General features: G+C 69.6%; 15 protein-coding genes and 1 pseudogene. 14 read left to right on the top strand and 2 right to left on the bottom strand.

What is annotated here, in order from left to right; translation table 11 throughout:
- From IE198_RS19610 to IE198_RS19585, 6 genes are all read left to right on the top strand, one after another.
- Positions 1–119 (top strand): cold-shock protein (locus IE198_RS19610; RefSeq protein WP_189888319.1); only part of this gene is annotated, 119 nt, incomplete at its 5' end.
- A gap of 229 nt (positions 120–348) precedes the next feature.
- Positions 349–723 carry a CU044_2847 family protein gene (locus IE198_RS19605; protein WP_189888317.1) on the top strand — a complete coding sequence of 125 codons (375 nt, stop codon included), beginning with the start codon at positions 349–351 and terminating at the stop codon, positions 721–723.
- Entirely contained in the window at positions 720–1,703 is a 984-nt protein-coding gene (locus IE198_RS19600) for an AAA family ATPase (RefSeq protein WP_189888315.1), read from the top strand. The genes IE198_RS19605 and IE198_RS19600 overlap by 4 nt, the downstream gene beginning before the upstream one ends.
- 4 nt (positions 1,704–1,707) lie before the next feature.
- Positions 1,708–3,465 carry a hypothetical protein gene (locus IE198_RS19595; protein ID WP_189888313.1) on the top strand — a complete coding sequence of 586 codons (1,758 nt, stop codon included), beginning with the start codon at positions 1,708–1,710 and terminating at the stop codon, positions 3,463–3,465.
- A gap of 166 nt (positions 3,466–3,631) precedes the next feature.
- On the top strand, positions 3,632–4,741 hold the full coding sequence (locus IE198_RS19590) for a CHAT domain-containing protein (protein WP_189888312.1): 1,110 nt from the start codon (positions 3,632–3,634) through the stop codon (positions 4,739–4,741).
- Positions 4,741–6,765 (top strand): caspase family protein, encoded by a 2,025-nt coding sequence (locus tag IE198_RS19585; protein ID WP_189888310.1) that lies wholly within the window; start codon positions 4,741–4,743, stop codon positions 6,763–6,765. The genes IE198_RS19590 and IE198_RS19585 overlap by 1 nt, the downstream gene beginning before the upstream one ends.
- A 699-nt stretch (positions 6,766–7,464) precedes the next feature.
- Here the strand turns inward: IE198_RS19585 and IE198_RS19580 are convergent.
- The gene (locus tag IE198_RS19580) at positions 7,465–8,247 is read right to left on the bottom strand and encodes a CAP domain-containing protein (RefSeq protein WP_189888308.1); all 783 of its coding nucleotides are present in this window, start codon (positions 8,245–8,247) and stop codon (positions 7,465–7,467) included.
- Between the two features lie 627 nt (positions 8,248–8,874).
- Between IE198_RS19580 and IE198_RS19575 the strand changes: the two genes are divergently transcribed.
- Together IE198_RS19575 and IE198_RS19570 are read left to right on the top strand one after the other, a co-directional pair.
- Positions 8,875–9,129, top strand: a complete 255-nt coding sequence (locus IE198_RS19575) for a DUF6355 family natural product biosynthesis protein (RefSeq protein ID WP_189888306.1) — start codon at positions 8,875–8,877, stop codon at positions 9,127–9,129.
- A gap of 232 nt (positions 9,130–9,361) precedes the next feature.
- Positions 9,362–10,189 carry an SDR family oxidoreductase gene (locus IE198_RS19570; RefSeq protein WP_189888303.1) on the top strand — a complete coding sequence of 276 codons (828 nt, stop codon included), beginning with the start codon at positions 9,362–9,364 and terminating at the stop codon, positions 10,187–10,189.
- A gap of 685 nt (positions 10,190–10,874) precedes the next feature.
- Here the strand turns inward: IE198_RS19570 and IE198_RS19565 are convergent.
- A pseudogene (locus IE198_RS19565) lies at positions 10,875–11,940 on the bottom strand (ArsR/SmtB family transcription factor).
- A 60-nt stretch (positions 11,941–12,000) separates the two neighbouring features.
- Here IE198_RS19565 and IE198_RS19560 point away from each other — a divergent pair.
- The 6 genes from IE198_RS19560 (at position 12,001) to IE198_RS19535 (ending at position 20,430) form a co-directional block, all read left to right on the top strand.
- Positions 12,001–13,251, top strand: a complete 1,251-nt coding sequence (locus tag IE198_RS19560; protein WP_189888301.1) for an MFS transporter — start codon at positions 12,001–12,003, stop codon at positions 13,249–13,251.
- Positions 13,252–13,376: 125 nt separating this feature from the next.
- Positions 13,377–13,826, top strand: coding sequence for a DUF4383 domain-containing protein (locus IE198_RS19555; protein ID WP_189888299.1), 450 nt, complete (start codon positions 13,377–13,379; stop codon positions 13,824–13,826).
- 167 nt (positions 13,827–13,993) lie between these two features.
- A complete protein-coding gene (locus IE198_RS19550) occupies positions 13,994–14,674 on the top strand; it encodes a hemerythrin domain-containing protein (RefSeq protein ID WP_189888297.1) in 681 nt (226 codons plus the stop codon).
- A gap of 584 nt (positions 14,675–15,258) precedes the next feature.
- A complete protein-coding gene (locus IE198_RS19545) occupies positions 15,259–15,636 on the top strand; it encodes a CU044_2847 family protein (RefSeq protein ID WP_189888295.1) in 378 nt (125 codons plus the stop codon).
- A 31-nt stretch (positions 15,637–15,667) separates the two neighbouring features.
- A complete protein-coding gene (locus tag IE198_RS19540; RefSeq protein ID WP_189888294.1) occupies positions 15,668–19,900 on the top strand; it encodes an nSTAND1 domain-containing NTPase in 4,233 nt (1,410 codons plus the stop codon).
- A 158-nt stretch (positions 19,901–20,058) separates the two neighbouring features.
- Positions 20,059–20,430, top strand: coding sequence for an LppP/LprE family lipoprotein (locus IE198_RS19535; protein ID WP_229834116.1), 372 nt, complete (start codon positions 20,059–20,061; stop codon positions 20,428–20,430).
- Positions 20,431–20,725: the final 295 nt, after the last annotated feature.

The following is a 20,725-nucleotide window of genomic DNA, read 5'->3' as shown; positions in this document are numbered from 1 at the left end:
CCCACTACTCGAACATCGCCAGCTCGGGCTTCCGTGAGCTCCAGGAAGGCCAGAAGGTGAACTTCGACGTCGTCCAGGGCCAGAAGGGCCCGCAGGCGGAGAACATCACCCCCGCCTGAGCCTCAGCCACCTCGGTGTGACGCCCGCCCCGGTCTGCCCGGGGCGGGCGTCGGCGTCTGGCCATTCGAGGGAAGCGGCGGATGACACCAGCTCAGCGCCATACTGGTGAAGCGCGACGCAGAAATGATCCTTCATCAGCTTCTTGCGGCAAACGCGCCCGCTCCGCCTGGAACTGAGCCACACTTGCCCCGTGCCGCAGAGAACAAGGGGGAGGCTGCAGTGACGTCCGTGGTCGAGGTTGAACAGCGGGTGGGGTCCCTGCCCATCCAGATCGAGGTTTCGGAGATTCCCTCGGAGGACGACCCCGCAGACATCTACTCCGGCAAGACCCGTGGGGCTCGCGATCAGGTCGTCCGGCTGGCCCGGCCGCTGTTCTCGGAAGCCCTCGACCTGATCAGCTCGTGCGCGGAAGAGGTCCACGGACGGTTCTCGACCATGGATGGGGGCAAGCAGCCCCAGGAACTCGAGATGCAGTTCGCCGTGAAACTGGACGCCGCGGTGGGTGCCAAGATTGTCACGGCGACCGCCGGCGCGCAGCTCCAGGTCGTTCTGCGGTGGAAACCCGCCGAAGCCGGATCGAGCGGACAACCGTCCACGGAATGACGTCCCGACACGAGGGCTTGGAGTTCCCTGTCCTGCCCTTCAGCCGTCTTGTGGGGCAGGGCGAACTCAAGAGGGTCCTGGAAATCGCCTATGTGATGCCGTCGATCGGCGGAGTCCTGGCCAGCGGTGAGCGGGGCACGGCCAAGTCGACCACCGTCCGGTCATTCGCGCAGATGATGTACGGCACGCTGCCGGTGACGCTGCCGATCAATGCCACTGATGACCGCATCCTGGGCGGCTGGCAGATCGACGCCCTGCTCCGTGGCGAGCCCAAAGAGATGAAAGGGTTGTTGGAAGAGGCGGACCAGGGCGTGCTCTATGTCGACGAGGTCAACCTCCTCGACGACCACGTGGTCAACATCATCCTGGACGTGGTGTCCACCGGTCTGCTTGTGGTGCAACGCGACGGCCTGGACCATGCGGGGACCCCCGTGTCGTTCACCCTCGTCGGCACCATGAACCCCGAAGAGGGCGGACTGCGGCCGCAATTGCTCGACCGGTTCGGCCTGATGGTGCCGGTGGAGACCGAGCTGGACACCGCTGTGCGGCGGGACATCCTGTTGACCGTCCTGCGGTTCGAGGAGGAGCGCAGGAGGGCGGAGTCCTCGTGGCTGCGCGAAGGCGCAGCCGAGGACCGTGAGCACCGCTCCCGTATCGACGCCGCTCGCAGTGCGGCCCATGACGTGCTCCTCAGCCCCAGGATGGCGGAGTTGTGCGCCCAGATCGCCATCGACTTCGAGGTGTCCGGGCACCGGGGGGAGATCGTGATGGCCCAGGCGGCGCGCGCCGTCGCCGCTCTCGACGGGCGCTTCGAGGTCAACGCGCGGGACGTGAGGGCCGCAGCGCCGTACGCCGTCATGCACCGGCGTCCCGAGGCCGCTTACGGCGATGCCATCGGGTGGGAGCTCAAGGATGACGAACTGCTGGACCAGATCGTGAACGAGGTGGCGGCGGGCGAGCGGACGTATGGACGTCCGTGAGCGCGTGGCCACAGCGCTCGCGTGTGCGGCGGTCGACCGCGGGTTGTCAGGTGTGCTGCTGTTCGACCTCGACCCGGCGCTGGCCGCTCCGCTCGGCGCCTGGCTTGCGGCCCTTCTGCCCGACTCGGCCGGGTCCACCGTGCTGTCGGCGGAGGCACTGGACGACGATCTGTGGGTGACAGTGCGTCCGGCCGCAGGCGCAGTCGGAGGCTTCCGGCCGGCACCCGGGCCGCTGTACGCAGCCGGACGCGCACCGGCGGTCCTGGTGGCACCCGACCTCTCCCGGTTGGGGCTTGCGCCCTCGAGGGCGGCGATCACCACCTTGACAGCGGACGTGGCCCATCTGGAACGCGACGGGCAGCAGGCCGTCTGGGCCCCGGCCGACCGGTGGGTGGCCGGGTGCCCCAAGCACCTGGTCTCCCGGGTATCGCGGCACCTCCTCGACCGCTTCGCTCTACGGATCGACGGAGCCGCTCTCGTGCCCACGCCCGGACAGTCCGACATCCTCGGAGACGTTCCTGTGCCCTGGCGGCAGGCTGTCCACTCGGTTCATGCAGGTGGTCCCCTTCCGCCGCTGTCGGCTGCTGCCGCCGACTGCGTCGTGACCGTGCTTCCGTCGGCCGCGGCGGGCACGCGACGGGATCTCTCCCTGGCACGTACGGCCCGGGCGCTCGCCCTGCTCGCCGGAGAAGGGGCAACGTCTCCACATCACGTCGACCGGGCCGCTTCGCTGCTGGGCCTGCGGTCCCCGTCCCGGCCCCGGCAACCGGTATCTCCCGGCGTACCGACGCCGGATTCCATCTCCGCCCCGGGCGGTGAAGCGGCACACGGCGCCTCCTGGCCGACCGCCCGCGTACCCCATCAGGTCCAGGCCGGCGACGGCGCCGCAGAACTGCCCGCGCACGACGTTCCGCAGGTACCCGAAGGCCCGTATCCGGAGGACTCGCTGGCCGACGAGCGTGAGGCCTCGCCCCTGCGTCCACCCGCCTTTCGGCCGCGAGACAAGACGCTCCGGGGCCATCCCGTCGGCACGGCGACAACTACGACGACACGCGACCTGTCGCTGACCGCCACGGCGCAAGAGGCAGCGAAGTACCAGACGCTCCGCTGCCCCGGCCACCATGCAGACGGAAGCCATCCGCTGCACCTGACGGCAGCCGACCTGCGGGTCCACCGACGAGCCACGGAGTCGTCCGGGCTCCTGGTACTCGTGCTGGACCACACCAGCCGGCGGGAGCTCGACTGGTACCCGGCGCTCTCGCCGTATCTGAGCTGGGCCTACACCTCACGGGCGCGAGTAGCCGTGGTGGAGGTGGGAGCGCTGGACGCCCCGAGCGAGCTCGCGGCGTCCGTTTTCCTCAGCCGCAGCCTTCTCGACCGGCGGGTCGTGCAGGCGCTCAACCGGCCCGCGGGGCGCGCGACTCCGCTTGCCCACGGCCTCCAGCTCGCCGGTCTGCTGCTGCGGCACGAGACGCAGCACGGAGGGGCGGTCGTCGACGAGGCCGTGCTGCTCGTCTTCACCGACGGACGGGCCAACGTGCCGCTGGAAGCGAGCAGGTCGCTGAACACACCGGCAGGGGTGGGCGACCGCGGGGTCCGGGACGCCATCGAGCAGGCGGAGCGCATCGCCCGGCTGAAGCGTGTTCGCAGTGTGGTCCTCCACCCGGGCCCCAGGGCGTACGCCCATCTCCTCACGGAGCTGGCCGAGTCGCTCGACGGGGAACTCCTGCGAGCGGATCGGGCGGCCACCGATGCCGGCTGACGACGCCCGGGCCCAGGCCCGCCGGCACAGCACCGTCCTGAAGGGGCACGGTCGAAGGGGCGTCCTGCCCAGGCGCCCCCCACGCCAACGGCGCGCCTCGGATCCCACCGAGTCCACCGGTCCCAGTCTTGAGGACGGCCTTGGGGAAGCCCGTGTCTTCGATGCGATGACCGTGGACCTCGACCGCGGCCTGCCCGAGGGCATGGCCATCCTCGTCGTCCTGCCTGTGCGTTCCCCGGGAGGCGAATGGGGCTTCCGGATGCGCGGGCACTGCTGCTGCGGGGCACAGCAGGACTTCCCCGCCTACGATCGTCCCGACATCGCGCTCGCGAAGCTCGTGGCCAAGGGTGGCAAGGCGCCCAGCGAGGTGCTGGCGACGATGCGCTCGTGGTCGAGCAGAAGGCGGGAGCTCACACGCTGGCTGGACGACCGCCGCTGCGCACATGGTGATTCCCTGGAACTGGTGATCTGGGACGAGACGGGCTACGGCATTCCATGGGAGCTCTTCTGGCTCTCCCCACAGCCGGGGTCGGGCCGTCGGGCCGGCTGGCTGGGTGGAGTCGTCACCGTCACCCGCTGGCTTTCCATCTGCACGGACTGGCCCGTCGTACGGGACTACTGGTCCGCCCACGAGTGCGCAGGGCCGGTCGCTTCCTACGTCGCCGACGACATGAGGCACGACGACAGGCTGCTCGAGCAGTTCTCCCTGGAGCCCTTGGCGGGAATCCCCGCCCTCCCGAAGGCCCTCGCGAGCGGCGGTCCCCTCGGCATGGTGTACCTCGCGTGCCACGGCACGTTCGGCTCGGACCTGAGTACATGTGAACTCGACAAGGTGAAACTGCTGCTGCTGCATCCGGAGCGGTTCGACCGCCTGATGACGGCGGCTACTTTCGTCTTTCTCAACGCCTGCCACTCCGGCCGGCTCATCGCCGAGCGGGGCGTGTTCGCAGACCCCGGCCAGAGCGGGTTCTCGGAGGTCTTCCTCCGGTCCGGCGCCGCCGGAGTGCTGGCCACGAGCGGGGAGATCGGCGACGAGGAAGCCCATCAAATGGCCGACCAGTTGCTGGCGGTACTGCGGGACCGTCCCACCACCCCGGTGGCTGTCGCCCTGCGAGAACTGCGTGCGGAGATCGCCCAAGTGACCCCCATGGACCTGCTGGGCATCGAGGGCCTCGAGGAGCAGAAGCAACTCCTGCCGCTGCTCTACCGCTTCATGTACGTCTACTACGGCAGCCCTCGCACCGTCGTCGCTCTCACCCCACGCGGAGGCCCCTGATGGGCACAGCGCGCGTGCAGCCACTCGTCACCTGGCCGCGTACCGTCATAGGCGGCAGACCGTTCGTGGTGTCCGTGGACCTGGCTCTTGTCGACGGCGGGCAGGAGGAATGGCCGTTCGAGGGTGAGGAAGCTGAGTTCACCTGCATCGTCGACGGCGCTTTTCACTTCCGCGTGGAGGCGGTCCACGACGCCAGCGTGGTCCTCCACCGCTTCGGCGGTTCCTACGGGCCGGCGACGTTCATGGTCGTGCCGCACCGGACGACCGGCCGCCATGCGCTGCGGCTGACCTCCCTCACATCGCGCGGCATCGTCATGGGCTCCGTGGAACTGCCCGTCGAGATCCGCGAAGCCGCCGGCGTGGACGACAGCACGAACCCCGATGTGGAGATGGTGGGACTTGCGGCGCGGTCACCCGTCGCACCGCCACTGCCCAGAAAGGAGGCACTGTGCATCTTGATGGGCAGGTACACGCCTGGTGAACTCCCCGACCTTCCTGACACGTACGAAGCGGGAGAGCGAGTCGTGGACGGACTGGTCCGGCTGGGCTACGACTGCAAGGTCCTGAGAGATCCCGGCAATGCCGACCTCCGCTTCGAGGCCGTCCGGTTCTTCCAGGAGACACACCCACAGACCGCGGCCCACGTGGTCTACTTCAGCGGTCACGGGGTGGTCGATCCCGCCACACGGGAGCTGCTGCTGCCCGGTAGTGACGGCAGTATGCAGGCTTTGGCCGACGCCAATCGCTTCCGGGACTGGCAGGTCTGCGCCGACGACTCACCAGGGGGACACCCCACGCTGTTCCTGCTGGACACGTGCTACTCGGGCAACGCCGTCGACCTCCAGGCCCTCGACGCACCCGACTTCGCCCGCAACCACGGGACGCACGGCCGCTACGTAGTGGCCTCCTCCGCACCCGACGAGCCGTCCTACAGCAACGTGTTCAGCCGCAGCCTGGCCGACGTCCTTGAAGAAATCGCCGAGGGGCGACTCGTCGCCGACAGCGTCGGGACATCGATTTCCCTGTACACGGTGAGCGAGCGTATCCAGCAGAGGATGCTTGAGCGAGAACCGCTTCCACAGACCCAGAGGGTGACGACCCAAGCGGTTCCGGAGCCCGCGCCGCCCTTCTTTCCCGTCCTGCCGGCGTCGGGAGGCGCCGACGGCGCGATTGAGGAGCCAAGTGCTGGGGGGGGCAGGCTACGCGTTCTCGGCCTGCACGGCTTCGGCAACGCCGCCATGTCCGCCTCAGCGATCAAGGCCGTCTGGCTGCCCGCGATCCAGGGCGGCCTGGTCCGGGCAGGGGCTCGTCGGGCCGTGCCCTCGATCGACCTCACCATGGCCTACTATGCTCACCTGCTCATGCGTCGGGTCGCACAGGGGCCGCCTCCTCCCGATGACATGGACGACCCGGGTGGAGCGGAAGAAGAACGCGTGCTCCGAGACTGGTTGGCCGCGTCCGGAGCCCCCCAGCCTCGTCGCGGGCTCAAGCCCAACACCGCTGTACGCCAGGCAGTGAACTGGCTGGCCCGGTCGCAGGGCATGGCGTCCCGTCCGCTTGCGGCCTTCTTGACCAAGTCCATTCGCGAAGTGAGAACGTACTTCGACGAGGACAACCACGCCAAGGTCTCCGCCTTCGTTCACGAGCGGATCATCGAGGACCGTCCTGACGTGGTCCTCGCCCATTCACTGGGAGCGGTCGCCGCCTACGAGGCGCTCTGGCGGGAACCGTATGCAAAGGTCGAGACATTGGTGACCTTCGGATCGGCCCTCGGCCTCGTGGCCGACCGCCTGGCGCCTCATGCCGGCAATCCGGGGCGCCCACCAGGGGTGAAGCGTTGGATCGACGTCGCCGACGCGTCGGACTTCGTCACTCTCCCCGGGCTACAGAGGCGCTTCGCGAACGTGGAGTCCCTCCGGATCGAAACCGGTGGGTTCGCCGCCCACGCGGCCAGGTCCTACCTCTCCTCACCTGCGGTGGCCGGGATCCTCGTGGATGCGCTGGCGCGCCGTTCTCACCGATGACCCTTGGGGACAGCCTCGCGACGCCACTCCGCAGCGTCGCGGACGGCGCCCCAGTGGGCGGTCCATCAGCACGCCGGACGCGGGGAGACCGGCAGGCCTGGTCCGTGCCTGTCGACGCGTGAGCACTACAAAAGGGCCAAATCTCCAGACCTCCGACCTGTCCGACGAAGTGACGGGCTCAGTAGGGGCTCTGGCTGCCCCTCTGACGGCCACGGGGACTTCCCGGGGCAGTGCGCACCGGTCAGACACCGTCGCCCCACTGATGATGGCCCGCTCGCGCATGCCCCGCACGGCACGCCTGTGATCGTCCCGGTGCCCCGGCCGTCGCAGCCCGGTGCATGGATCTGCCGGACGCCGCAAGCGTGCCGGGAGGCAAGGTGCAGCGCCGTGATCTCCTGGGCGAGCGCCTCGGTCAGCAGCCCTCCGGGCGACACGGGCCTCCCCGCCCAGGTCTCCAGCCCGTCCAGGCCCAAGCGGTTGAAGCGGTGCGACCAGCGGCAGGCGGGGCCGGAGCGGGAGGATTCGGTACTCCGGCAGGGCAGGCGGCCTTCGGGCGGATGCGCCGCGAATGCCGTCGCCGATGTCACGCCGGTGGTGCTGCTGTGGGACGCATCGCCGGTCATAGAGGCGACGAGGCCCCCGCCGTCCGATCACGGCAGGGTGGCCTCGCGCCGGCGCTCCGGCCTTTCTCAGTGCCACCTATCGGGCCGTGCCAAAGTCCTGCGTCCAATAGTTGTCCGGCTGCGCGAGGCCGACTCCGATCTCCTTGAACTCGCAGTTGAGGATGTTGCGCTTGTGGCCGGGGCTGGACATCCAGCCCGCCATGACGCTCTCGGGCGTCGCGTAACCGTAGGCGACGTTCTCGCCGTAGGTGCTCCAGCTGTAACCGGCACGGGTGATCCGGTCACCCGGGTCCGAGCCGTCGGAGCCGGTGTGGGACATGTTCTGGTGGGCTGCCATGTCCTTGCTGTGGTCCTGTGCGGCCTTCGTCAGCTTCGCGTTCAGTGTCACGGGCGAGCATCCGGCCTTGCTGCGCTCACTGTTGACGAGTGCCACGACGCGTGCGACATCGCCGGACGCCGGTGCCGCGGTGGACGGAGCAGTGGACGGCGCTGCAGGCTTGGGTGCGGCCGGCTTCGGCGCGGGCTTGGGCGCGGCAGGCTTGGGCGCGGCAGGCTTGGGCGCTGCGGGCTTGGATGCTGCCGGCTTGGATGCTGCCGGCTTGGGTGTGGCCGCCTCCCGGTCCCACTTGTCCCGGTCCCACTGCTGGTCCCACTTGCCCCCGCCCCACCGCTGGTCCGACTCGTCCCCGTGCCACTGCCGGTCGGAATGTGCACTGTTCCACTGGCTGTGAGACCGGCCGTCCTGGATCCCCTGCGGGTCGATACATGCCATGGCGACAGACGGCACGCCCACGACCGTCATGGCGACGGCAGCGATGGTTATCTTCCGGTAGTGCGTCGTTCTGCGGTGCTTGCTCATTTGCCCTCACTCATTATCGCGGAGCGCCACCGAGAGCGGTCAGCCCGGCCCGTTCTGTGTGTGACCTGCGGAGGCGCCTTTGCGGGCAGCCATTGTTAGGACCGCCGCGGGCGGAGGGCAACGAGCGACGTCTACTACCTTTGATAGTAGGCACAGTGCGTCCTTGCCAAGGGAGTACGGACGTGCTGGCGCACATCCGGAACCTCCCGATTCTTTTGACGTCCCGTCAAAAGACTCTGGATTTTCTACAGGCGGGTGGATACACGGAGAGGACCGAACGCTGCCGCGCATCGTGGGGGGTATGCCCCTATCGAAGTGGACAAATGCCTCTATATCACCAAGGCGGGCATCTACTATCGACCCCCCTGGCACCTGAAACGGCTGTGGCGGATGTCACGGAACCATCGGTTCCGCTTCATTTCTCGCAGTCGGCGCTCAGCCGCAGCACGCCGTTCGCTCGGTGATCCAGAAGTAGTTTCCGAATTTGCCCTCAGTCGTTGAGTGGACATGATTGCCCAACGTGATGAACGGGGTGAGAGTGTGAGGAACGAAACGGAACGCGGCACCGGTGTGACACGGCTCAGGAGGCGATGGGCGGCGTCGGCCGGCGCAACGGTTCTGGCTTTGATGGCGACCACCGGACCCGCCGGCGCGGCGACACAAGCCGGTGAGCAGGCCCTGGCCAAACCGTGCGGGTACTCCGAGTCCGGAGGCTTCGCCTGGTACAACCACTGCACCACAGACGGATCGCGCATCCAGATTCGGCTCGACGCTGTCGGAGGTTTCGACACGAACAGGTGCGTCGACCCCGGGGAGACCCGCCTGGGCTGGGCCTTCGAGTACCGCAACGCCTGGTACACCGGCAGGCTGTGCGGTTCCTAGAGTCGGGTGATCCTGGTCAGCAACTGATGGTTGCCGTTCTCGCCCTGCCGGGCCCGCCTTGGTGTGTTGCTTGACGCGCAACTCTGGTCGTTTCGGCATCCGAGGCCCGCGCTCACCTGTGCCCGGTTCGAACAGAGGGTGCCGGGCCGCCGCGAGGGCCCGGACCAGCTGATCCGTTGCTCGACCTGTGTGGTGCTGTATGCAGCCAGTCGGGCGGGGCTACGGTTACATCGTGACGACTTTGATCATCGGTGGTAGCGGCTTCCTGGGCGCTGAGCTGATCCGGCAGGCAGCAGCGGCCGGGCAACCGACGGCCGCGACATACGCGACCAGCCCCGGCAACACCGCCCGAGTCGCGTGGCACCACCTCGACTTACGAGACCCTGGGCGGGTGGACGCGGTCATGGCCGAGGTCGGACCCCATCTCGTCGTCAACGCATCCAGCGGCGAAGCCGACTGGGCGGTCACGGCCCAAGGCCCCGTGCGACTGGCTGTTGCGGCGGCGAAGTGCGGCAGCCGTCTTGTCCACGTCTCCAGCGACGCAGTCTTCTCCGGTTCGCGTGACCACTACGACGAGTCCTGCTTCCCCGACCCCGTCACCCCGTACGGAGCGGCGAAAGCCGCAGCGGAGACCGGGGTCCTGCTCGTGCATCCGCAATCCGTCGTCGCTCGTACCTCGCTGATCATCGGCGGCGGACGGTCCGTTCACGAGCGGACCGTGCACGAGCTCGCCGCCGGCACGCGCGAAGGTGCCCTGTTCACCGACGACATCCGCTGCCCGGTGCACGTCACCGACCTGGCCGCAGCCATCTTGGAACTGGCGGCACACGACACCCATGGCAGCCACCATCTCGCAGGAGCAGACGCCCTCAGCTGCCACGAACTCGGCACCCTCATCGCCAGACGCGACGGCCTCGACGCCTCCCGACTGCCCACGGGCCTGCGCGCCGACAGCACGCTTCCCGGCGCCATCGACGTCCGCCTCGACAGCCGCGCGACCCAGCGGAAACTGCGCACCACGCTTCGCGGCGCCCGGCGGTTCCTCACTGCAACAGCGTGACCCTCGGCCTTGACGATTCGGAGACAGGCTGCGCGAGACGCCGCGCCGACGCCGGCCACAGAAGCTGTCAGACCCGGGTCATGGCTCTGGCTCACCTTCCGCGCAGCGGTTTCGGTTCAACAACAGCTGGCTCTGGTCTCTGGACGGCTCTGCGTGTTGGATGACAACAGTGGATGCGCTTCGTACGGGAGAAGTATCGAGGGTGTTGATCGTTTTCAGATGTCGGTCGTGCGGTGCTCCTTTGTCGAATCCGCTAACGCAATGTGATTGGAAGCCGCTGCCGCGAGTGAGGGGCAGGGAGCACTACACGTACGGCCCGTCGACAGTGCGGGTGGGTTCCTTCTCCGCTGACCCGGATCCATACGGTCCTGCTGGTTCGGCTGCCACCTGGGTGATCAACCCGCTGGACGGCGTGCTGCTGCGGCCCCATGTGGACTCGTCGAGGCTCTACGGGTGTTGCAGATTGGACGGGCTCAACGGGTCGAACTTGCTGTGCGCCCGATGCAACAGCGAGGTTGGCATCGAGATCTCCGATTGCTGGACCGAGTACGACATCCGACTGTTGCGCTCAGCGGTGTCTAAGAACCCTCACCGTCGACCGAGGAGTGTCGACGTCAGCACGCCGGCAGGACACGTTTCCGCAGGAGTCGAAAGCCTGCGCGGCCGAACATCCGGCGCTTGAGCATCACCGGAGCAGAAGGGCCGGGATGTGGCGATCCGGTCGATGGGCAGCAGCGTCCCGTCCAGGATCACGAACTGCCCGCACCAGCACGTCGCCGGCGGACGTGCGGTAGTAGAGCACGGACCGTCCCGCACGGCGGCGGCCGACCAGCCCGGCGTCGAGGAGCACTTTGAGGTGGCGGCCCACCGATCCGAGACCCTGGCCTGTCGTCGCCACCAGGTAGGTGCGTGGTGCTCATCGGGCTGTCCAGGAGCACCAGCACGCCCGCCCGCCCGGCACCGAGCAGCCTGGCCAGCGCCTCCGGAGCGGCGGCCCGCTCCGGCTCCGCCAGTGTGCCCGAGCACGGGTACACCACGGCGTTCCGGTGCACCGCGCCGTGGGAGTCCGGCCGGTCCATGAAGATCCATCCCCTGCGCGGCGTGACCGGCACGAACAGCAGCTGCGATCCCATCAGTTGCCGGGGCGGGAAGGCACGGGTGTTGGTCTGCAGCCGGTTGCCGCCCAGCCACCGCATCTCCGGATGCATGTCGTCCAGAGCGGCGGCCCAGCCCGCCCGGCTCAACTGGCCTGTGCGCGCGATCACATCGGCTTCCATGACGCGCCGCCGCCGCAGCCAGTCGGGCGCCACAGTCTCCCGCCACACCCACTCCAGCAGGTCGGCCATGCGCTCCGGCAGATCGGGGCGCAGCAACGAGGCCGACAGCGGTCCGCGATGGGCGATCTCGAGGTCGGCGCGAGCGGTGTCGGCCGGCGTCTCGCGGATCCGCGCCAACTCGTCGTAGAACTCCGCACCGCCCTGTGCCTCACCCTCGTGGAACGGCACCGGCGTCAGGAAGTCGGCGATCCACCGGTGCCTGCCCAGTGCGACGGGCACCAGCTGGGCGGTGACCGGATCGGCGGCCAGCCGCTCCCGGTAGGCCGGCCCGTGACTGTCCAGCCAGCGGCGCTCGGCCGGATGGGCGGGCGAGTCCTTCTCCAGGACCATCAGGCTCGCTGTCGTCTCGCAGAGTGGCGACACGACGAACCGGCTGCTCGCGAGCGTATCCGCGTTGACTTCCCACCAGCCCAATGGTTTCGCCTCCCCGCGAAACATTAGCTCGACGCCCGAACGCCTGACGACACTCCGCACATGCGCACCTACCAAGAGCTCTTCAGAGCCACGGAGTTCACCCCGCTGCTCGCCGCCTTTGCCGCACACGTGGCTGCCCAGACGGTGAGCAGAATGGCCGTGGGGACGCTCCTCTACGACGCGACCGGCTCGCCGCTCCTCGCCGCCGTCGGCATGTTCGGCCCGTTGCTGGCCCAGATGATCGGCGCGAGTGTCCTGCTGTCGGCGGCGGACCGCCTGCCGCCGCGCGCCGCGACCGTCGGCCTGACACTCTTCTTCGCCGCGGCCACCACCGCCCTGGCCCTGCCCGGCCTGTCCGTGGGGGCGATCTTCGCGATCCTGACGGTGCAGGGCATGCTCGGCTCGGTCGGCGGCGGAGTGCGCTACGGACTGCTCACGGAGATCCTGCCCGCGGAGGGCTACCTGCTCGGCCGTTCGGTGCTCAACATGTGCGCGGGAAGTCTGCAGATCTGCGGTTACGCCGTCGGCGGCGTACTCGTCAACGTCCTGGCGCCGCGCGGGGCCCTGCTCACCGGCGCCTCCCTTTACGTCGTCGCCGCGGCCGTCGCCCTCATCGGCCTCTCGAGACGGCCGCCACGCGCCGAAGGCCGTCCGTCCGCGAGCGAGACCTGGCGGACCAACGCGCGCCTGTGGGCCGCGAAACCCCGGCGCCGCGTCTACCTCGCCCTGTGGGTGCCCAACGGACTCGTCGTCGGTTGCGAGTCCCTCTACGTCTCCTACGCACCACGCCATGCGGGGCTCCTGTTCGCCGCCGCCGCGCTGGGCATGCTGGCGGGAGACACCCTGACCGGCCGCTTCCTGCCCGGGCACTGGCGCGACAGATTCGGTGCGCCGCCACTACTGCTGTTGCTCGCCGCCCCGTACCTGATATTCGTCCTGCACCCTGCGCTGCCCGTGGCACTCGCAGCCGTGACCGTGGGGTCGATCGGCTTCTCCGCCAACCTGCTGCTCCAGGAACGCCTGATGTCCCTGACCCCGAGCGAGCTGAGGGGTCACGCCTTCGGACTGCACCACTCAGGGATGTTCACCATGCAGGGCGTAGCCGCGGCGGCCGCAGGCGGCATCGCGCAGCTCAGCTCACCCGCTACCGCCATGACCGTGATGGCCGCCGCCTCTGCCGCGGTCACCCTCGCCCTCACACCCGGTCTGCGACGTCTGGAACCGTGGGCCGGAGGCATGCCGGCCGGAGCTGACGCCGCCCGTGGACGCACCGACAAAGGCAAGGGCCTCAGGCCGACGCACAGGGCATGAGGCCCCCGGCCGCGCGGTAAGACCGTCCTACCTTGGGCAGCAGCCGAGGCTGACAAGCTTGCCTTGAGAGGCCGTGGGTACTCGCGGAACCGGCAGCAAGGCGACGAACCCCGAGGGGTAATGTCATGACCACACCCCGCACCTCTTTGGCCAGGTCACCCGTTCAGCAGGCCGCGATGCTCGTCGGCGTGGTGTTCCTTCTCGTCGGCGTTCTCGGCTTCGTCCCGGGGATCACCACCAACTACGACACGATGGAATTCGCCGAGCATCACTCGCAGGCCGAGCTGCTGGGCCTGTTCCAGGTATCGATCCTGCACAATCTCGTGCACCTGCTGTTCGGTATCGCCGGCATCGCCATGGCCGGGGCCGCCTCAACCGCCCGCACCTACCTCGTCGGCGGCGGGGTCGTCTACCTGGCCCTGTGGCTGTACGGCCTGTTCATCGACCATGACAGCGCCGCCAACTTCGTCCCCCTCAACAACGCCGACAACTGGCTCCACTTCGTCCTCGGCATCGGCATGATCGCCCTCGGCTTCCTGCTGACCCGCCGAACGAAGCCGACCCCACGCCGCTGACCCGTCCATTGCTTGCCTTGTCCTGCGGAAGACATCGCCTCAGGCATCTCGTGACCTCTGGCATTCATGAGCGGTCGTGGCCGTGGCGGGGTACTTCGTTCGGCCGGTATGGACGCGCGCCTCGACGCCGGAAGCGGCGGCTCACCACACGGGCAAAGGAGGCCCCGATGTCTCCCTCCATCACACAGCAGAGCGTCGAGGAGCTCGGCGGCGAGGCCAGCGTCCTCGTCCGGCAGCGGCGTGACCACGCCGAGCTCGACCGCCTCATGAACCTCTATACGGCGGGCAGCCAAGCGGTAGAAGGGCGGCAGCAAACGCTGGAGGACATCATCCAGCTCACCTTCAGCCACGCCTTCGCCGAGGAGACCGTGCTGTGGCCCACGCTGCGGCGGCTCGCGCAGGACGGCGAGGAACTGACCTCGCGAGTCGAACAGGAGCACCAGGAAATCAACAACCTGGTCGCCGCAATCGAACGCACCGCCCCCGCCGACCCCCGCCATGACGAGCTCGTCGAGCAGGCCTTCTCCCTCATACGGCAGGACATTCGCGAGGAGGAGGAACTGCTCCTGCCACGACTGCAGGAGGCAGTGGACCACGACCGCGCCCGCCTGCGTCATCTGGGTACGACGTGGGAAACGGTCCGACGCACCGCCCCCACACACCCCCACCCCGCCGTTGCCCGCCGACCGCCCGGCAACGCCGTGGCGGGAGTCCCGCTGAGCGCATTCGACCGGGCTCGCGACATGTTCCGGGCCGGCGCCAGAGACCCGGGCACCCGCACGATCGTGATGGGGAGCGCGGCACTCATCACCGCTTGGTTGGCCAGGCGAACACGGGCGAATCACTGACCTGCGGCGGCCGTCAAGCGGCGGCAGTCACGATCATCGAAACGCCGATGCTGTGCGGGTGCACGACCGGCGGCACGCAACCAGGTCACCACGGCTACGCCATCCACATGCACCTCCGACGGGGCGAGCGTCTCCTGCCCGGGCCCGCTCGACTCCGAGCGGCAGTTGCGGCTGCTCGGAGCATTGCAGCTGCTACGGAAGAGTGCAGGTCCGGGTCCCGGCGCCGGTGCGCCTTGTCGGTGTGCCACCCACGCCAACGAGCCCGACAGCCGAGGCCTCCTGGTCGCGCGAGCGGCCCACGCCGTACGGGCCGGGCCCCTGTACGCGACTCCCCCGCCCGGCACTGGCTTCGCCACTGCCGATCTGCGCACCGGCGCCGTCCCGATCTACTACGGCGGCCATCTTGTCGAGATCGGACTCGCCACCGTGCCGGCCACCCAGTGGTACACCAGCACGGGACGGGGCCTGTGCCTCCGCCGTCGCGCCACAGTCGCCGGGTGCTGAATGGCCGATGTCGTCACGAACGCCTCTCGCCGGCGCTAGGGTTCACGCATCGCACGGGGTATGTGGCGGAGGGGGACTCGATGCCCGAATTACTCAGGGTGCCACTGGAGAGTGGCGGTTCTGTGCTGGTCGAGGTCGATGACGGCCCGCAGGCGGTGGTCAGGGTGGCCAGGTCCGGTGGGATGGTGGCTGAGGCGTCGGAGACGTTGGAGCGGGGTCTGGAGAGTGTCCGGGAGGCAGCGCACGCGGTGCTCGGCAAGGTGGCGGACATGCCGCGGCAGCCGGACAGGATCACTCTGGAGCTCGGGCTGAAGCTGTCGGCGGAGGCGGGCGTCTTTCTCGCCAAGACCGCTGGTGAGGGGTCGCTCACCCTCACCATGGAGTGGGACAAGCAGCGGCCGGAGGCCGTGCCGGTGACCCAGGTCGTTGCCGCGCGCAACGGCGCCGTGACGGGCTGAGGGCGCGGCGGGCGTAGCGGTGCCCGGACCTGTGCCCAACCCCGGTATCGTGCGCCTGTGGTCGCGCGGCGCGTGGGCCTCACCGCAGGGCGCGGGCTTTCTGGCCGGCCCGAGGACCGTGCTTACCTGCGCCCATGTCGTGTCGGCCGTCGCCGGGGAGCGGGAGCGGAGCCCGCTCGCGACGGGGCTCACCGTCGATCTGGACTTTCCGCTCGCCGGGCGGGCGGCACGCCTGCAGACCGCCCGGCTCGTCGCGCACGTACCTGTCGCGGAGGACGGCTCGGGCGACATCGCCGTCCTCGCGCTCGACGAGGACCCGCCGGCTGGGGCCGAGCCCGTGCGGCTGCTGGACGTGGAGACAGTGCGCGGCCACCCGTTCCGGGCCTTCGGCTTCCCGGCCGGCGACGACGAGGGTGTCTGGTCGCTGGGCACGATCGTGGACGACCGCGGCCGGGGCTGGCTGCAGTTCGAGAGCACTGGCGCCTGCGGGATCCGGCAGGGCTTCAGTGGCACGCCGCTGTGGGACGAGCGGTTCAAGGGCGTGGTGGGCATGGTCGTCGCCACCGACGGGCGGTTTCTCCAGCGGGCGGCTTACGCCATCACCGCCGACGTACTGTTGGAGGTTCACCCCGAACTGCGTCGCCATGCCGCGCTGCCGTCGCCGTTCCGTGGACTGAAATCGTTCCGGGAGCAGGACGCCGTCCACTACTTCGGGCGGTCCGAGCAGATCAAGTCGCTGACCGAGGCGGTCACCAGGTCGTCGGTCGTCCCGGTCATCGGGGTGTCCGGGGTCGGCAAATCGTCGCTCGTCCACGCCGGTCTCGTCCCCGAGTTGCGCAGGCGCGGGGACTACAGCATCGCCTCGCTGGTCCCGGAGCCCGCCCTGGGGGCGGAGTTCATGCTCGCTTCCGCCCTGCTGCCGTTGCTCAACGCGACGGGCGACGTGACGGAGCCGCTCGACTGGCTCGAACGGCTCGAACGGCTCGCCGGACGGCTGCGGGAGGGAGCAGCCGCGCCGGTCGTCAGGGAGCTGCTCACTCGCTCCGGAACGACTCAGCTCCTTCTGATCGTCGATCAGTTCGAGGTGCTGTTCCGCTGTTCGCCGGACGCAGCCGACGCCTTGGTCGAGCGGCTCGTCGGCATGACCGGGTGGCGCACCGCGGACGGCGGGCCGCTGGTGCGGCTGGTCTTCGCTCTGCGGCTGGACTTCCTGAAGGCCATGCGGCGCTTCCCGGTTCTGGAGCGCGTGTGCGAGGCGTCGCCGGTGCTCGTCGACCGGCTTGCCGGGGACCAGCTCCGTGACGTCGTGCTGTCCCCGGTGGCGTCGTTCCACGGGGCCGTACGGTTCGAGGACCGGCTCGCCGAGCGACTGCTGTCGGACGCGGGACGCAGCCCCGGCGCGCTGCCCCTGCTCGAGTTCACTCTCACCCTGCTGTGGGAGCGGCAGCGCCAGGGCGTCCTCGGTCACGCCGCCTACGAGGAGATCGGCCGCGTCGCGGGAGCCCTCGCGACGCACGCGGAGCGGATCGTCGAGGAGCGGCTGGGCGACGTGCGGGCGGAGGTACGACGGCTGTTCGTCCAGCTCGTCCGCCCGGGCGATGGAGGCCTCGACAATCCGGTCGACACCGGGCGCACCGCGCGCCGCCCGGAACTGGACCCCGCCTGCTGGAAGACCGCCCAGCTACTGGCCATCCAGCGTCTGGTGCACCTCGACCGCGCGTCCGACGGCGTGGAGACGGTCTCGCTCGCCCACGAGGCGCTGTTGGAGCACTGGCCCGCACTGCGCTCCTGGGTCGACGCCGACCGGGACTTCCGGAGCTGGCAGGAGCATCTGCGTGAGCGGATCGCGCGCTGGAAGCAAAGCGCCCGCGACCGCGCCCTGCTGATGCGCGGCTCCGAACTGAAACAGGCGCAGCAGTGGCTGCGCGACCGGCCGGACGACATCCCCGAGTGCGAACGCGCCTACCTGCAGGCGAGCCTGGACTGGCGCAGGCGCCGGCGATCTCGCAAGGCCGTCGTGGCGACAGCGGTGGTGGCCGCGATGGGCACCTTGGCCGGAGTCGGTCTGTACTCGGTGCGCGGCAGCAAGGCGGCCGAGTTCTCGGCCGGCCTCGTGCAGCAGGCTCAGCGTGAGGCGGGCTCCCATCGGGAGAAGGCCGCGCTGCTGTCCGTCGCCGCCTGGCGCACCGCGCCCACCCAACAGGCACGCGACAACCTGTTCGCCCGCTATCTGGCCGAGGCCCCGTACGACGCCGTCCTGCCCGCAGGCGGGGCGGTCGCGGAGACGGCGCTGGACGACTCGGGTCGGATCGTCGCGGTACGGACCGACGCTGGTCGGCTGTCGGTATGGCGTGTCGGGGCGCCCGGCGGACCCTCGCTGATCGTCCGCATGGACGGCGTCTCGGCCGTCGCGGTCAGTCCCGACGGCACCCGCCTCGCCCTGGGCGGCGACGGCAATCGCGTCAGGGTCTGGGACCTGCGCAGGGGCAGGACCCTGCTGACCCTGCAAGCAGCGACGAGCACCGCCAGCACCGATCAGGCGGTGGATGAGCTGCGCTTCGACCGCACGGGACGCCGTCTGTTGGCGCACCCTCCGCGGGACGACACGGCCCAGGTCTGGGACCTCGACCGGCCCTCGGCCCGGCCCGTGGCCCTGGAGCCGATCGCCGAGCGCACGTCCAATGGTTTCGTCTTCGATGTGGATGGCACGCACGTTGTGGCCTCTGACCCGCTGGGTCACCGGGCATGGGATGCACGTACCGGCCGCCTGACGGCTGACGTCAGCCTGCTGGAGCCCGACCTCGTCCCAGGTCCCCGCCCCGTGACCGCGGAGTGCGCCAACGACAAGTGGCGGCTGTCCGACGTTTCCGCCGGCAGATCCGACCCCCACCTCTTCCAGGGCCTCCCGTGCAGCTCGAAAAGCGACGTGGTCGGCGAGTTGGTCGGCGTCTCGGACCACATCGTGTTGGCACGCGAGAACGGCGCGGTGACCGTGCACGACGCCGCCACCGGGCAGCGGCTGTCCGTGCTGGCTGAGGACGGCACCAAGGGCCGCTACACCCGCTACTCCCTGGCCGTCGCGAGCCGCCGCATCGCCTTCGACCGCGGAACGGAGGTACTGGTCACAACCGCCCCGGCGCCCGGCTCGCTCGCGACCGCCGAGATGTTCGTCTGGGGCGGGGCCGACACCGGCCGGCTCGACGAGGAGGCTGCGCATTTTTCGCCCTCCGGCCGGTATCTGGTCACGATCGGCGTCGGCGGCGCGGTCGCAGTGTGGGACCCGACGACCGGGCGGCGGATCGCAGCCATCGGTGCGAGCGGGTACCAGGCGTCCGCGAGACTGGCCTTCGACGCCGAGGAGAAGACTCTGGCCGTGCATGAGGCCGGGCAGTCAGTGACGCTCTACAGCCTGCCCTCACTCCAGGTGCGGCGGCGGATGCACGTCGATGCGCCCCTCGGATCGCGCCCCTGGGACGCGAAGGTGTCCGGCCTGGGATTCACCCGGAGGGGCCGCCTGGTCGCCCTTGTGGGAGGCGGCGTCTCGCAGTGGGACGTCAAGACCGGCCGCGAGGTGGGCGGGGCGCTGCTGTTCCGGGAGGACTCGGCGGTCGACCGGCGCCGGTACGCGACCACTCTGGCGGCCGACCCGGGATCCGAGCGGATCGCCGTGACGACACCGGATCTGCGCGGCGTGGAGGTCTGGGATCTGCGCGACCGGCGGCGGGCCACCGTACTCGTGCCCGGCTTCCGCGCACCGCTCGCCGATCAGGACGCCGTGCGATTCAGCAGGGACGGGCGGCGTCTGCTGCTGGTCGGCAAGGACGGGAGCGCGGAGGTGTGGGATGCCGGGAGCGGACGCCGTGAGACCGCCGTCCCCGCGGACGCCGCCCGCACCACGGCCTTTCTCTCCACTTCCGACGAGACCGTCAGCGTACGGCCGGGAATGGTCGAGAGATGGGGCCCCGGCGGCCTCTCAGCCCAAACCCGCATGCCGGCGCCCGCTCATGTACGGGCCGTCGTGCCGTCCCCCGACGGCGAGCGCCTGCTCCTCAGCGTGCCGCTGAACACCGCCCGGGGGACGAAGCCGGGCCTCCTCCAGGAAACGGGGGCGGTCTTCCAGCTCAGACAGGCGTCCGCCAGTGACTGGGCCGCTGAGCTGTGCTTACGCGTCACACGCGACATCTCGCAGGAGGATCTGGTGACTGTGCAGTACGGAATGCCGGAGCGGGTCCTGCTGGGGGTGAGGGCATGCGGCGACCAGTAGCGCCCCCGGCCGTCGCGGCAGTGCTCTGTCTGCTGCTGGTGACGGCGTGCGGGTCGTCGGACAAGTCCCGGCCGGCGACGAGCCCGTCCGTCTCCTTGTGGAGCACACCGGGCCCCTCGGCAGTGAAGCCATCCGGAGACGTGAGGGAGCCCTTCGACGTGGGCCGGGCGGTGCTCCGCATCAAGCGCCTGGGGTTCACGGCCGACACCGAGCCCGGCACCTTGAAGAAGCTCCGTGGACCCCTTCGCGCGATCCACGCTCACTGCACCGGCAGCGTCGATGGCCGCTGCGTTTCCGTGTTCTTCTTCCACGGCAACGAGTACGCGGGCTACGACGCGCCCCCGTACCACGCATCGACGATCAAGAGTCAGGACGGGGAAACGGTCACCCTCTCCTATCCCGTGTACTTGCCGACCGATCCGCAGTGCTGCCACTCCGGTGGCGAGCGCGAGTACCGGGCGCGCTGGGAAGGCGGCGAGGTGGTCTTCTCGCCTCCGCTGCCGGAAAATCCGACTTCCTCCGGCCAGTGATCTCAGCCACGCGTCCCGACTGCGGCTGGTCGATTCGATGCCGGACCCTCAACCGCAGGGGCCCGCGGGTGGTGGGCACCGTGACCGAGCGGCTGCGCACACTGCTCGCCGCCCGGAGTTGCGCCCCGTCGAGTTCCCGGTATACGGGACGGTGCTGCGTGCCCCCGGCCTGACCGGAATCGCGTCCGGTCAGGCACTTCCGCCGTACGGCTGATCGCGCCGGCCGAACGGATGCGGGTGCGGCCTGAGTTCCAGCCGGGGATGTCTACGGCCCCCGCCCGGCGGGCGGCCGGGG

Origin of the sequence: Streptomyces xantholiticus (assembly GCF_014651015.1) — a bacterium.
GTDB classification, from domain to species: Bacteria; Actinomycetota; Actinomycetes; order Streptomycetales; family Streptomycetaceae; genus Streptomyces; species Streptomyces xantholiticus.
Note: the sequence above shows the minus strand (reverse complement) of the source record. Positions and strands in the feature narration are given on the sequence as shown.

What these genes read in the sequence shown, in the direction of transcription:
- IE198_RS19600 (WP_189888315.1), top strand. Translation starts at nt 720, where the DNA reads ATGACGTCCCGACACGAGGGCTTGGAGTTCCCTGTCCTGCCCTTCAGC.
- IE198_RS19590 (WP_189888312.1), top strand. Translation starts at nt 3,632, where the DNA reads ATGACCGTGGACCTCGACCGCGGCCTGCCCGAGGGCATGGCCATCCTC.
- IE198_RS19585 (WP_189888310.1), top strand. Translation starts at nt 4,741, where the DNA reads ATGGGCACAGCGCGCGTGCAGCCACTCGTCACCTGGCCGCGTACCGTC.
- IE198_RS19580 (WP_189888308.1), bottom strand. Translation starts at nt 8,247, where the DNA reads ATGAGCAAGCACCGCAGAACGACGCACTACCGGAAGATAACCATCGCT.
- IE198_RS19575 (WP_189888306.1), top strand. Translation starts at nt 8,875, where the DNA reads ATGGCGACCACCGGACCCGCCGGCGCGGCGACACAAGCCGGTGAGCAG.
- IE198_RS19560 (WP_189888301.1), top strand. Translation starts at nt 12,001, where the DNA reads ATGCGCACCTACCAAGAGCTCTTCAGAGCCACGGAGTTCACCCCGCTG.
- IE198_RS19555 (WP_189888299.1), top strand. Translation starts at nt 13,377, where the DNA reads ATGACCACACCCCGCACCTCTTTGGCCAGGTCACCCGTTCAGCAGGCC.
- IE198_RS19550 (WP_189888297.1), top strand. Translation starts at nt 13,994, where the DNA reads ATGTCTCCCTCCATCACACAGCAGAGCGTCGAGGAGCTCGGCGGCGAG.
- IE198_RS19545 (WP_189888295.1), top strand. Translation starts at nt 15,259, where the DNA reads ATGCCCGAATTACTCAGGGTGCCACTGGAGAGTGGCGGTTCTGTGCTG.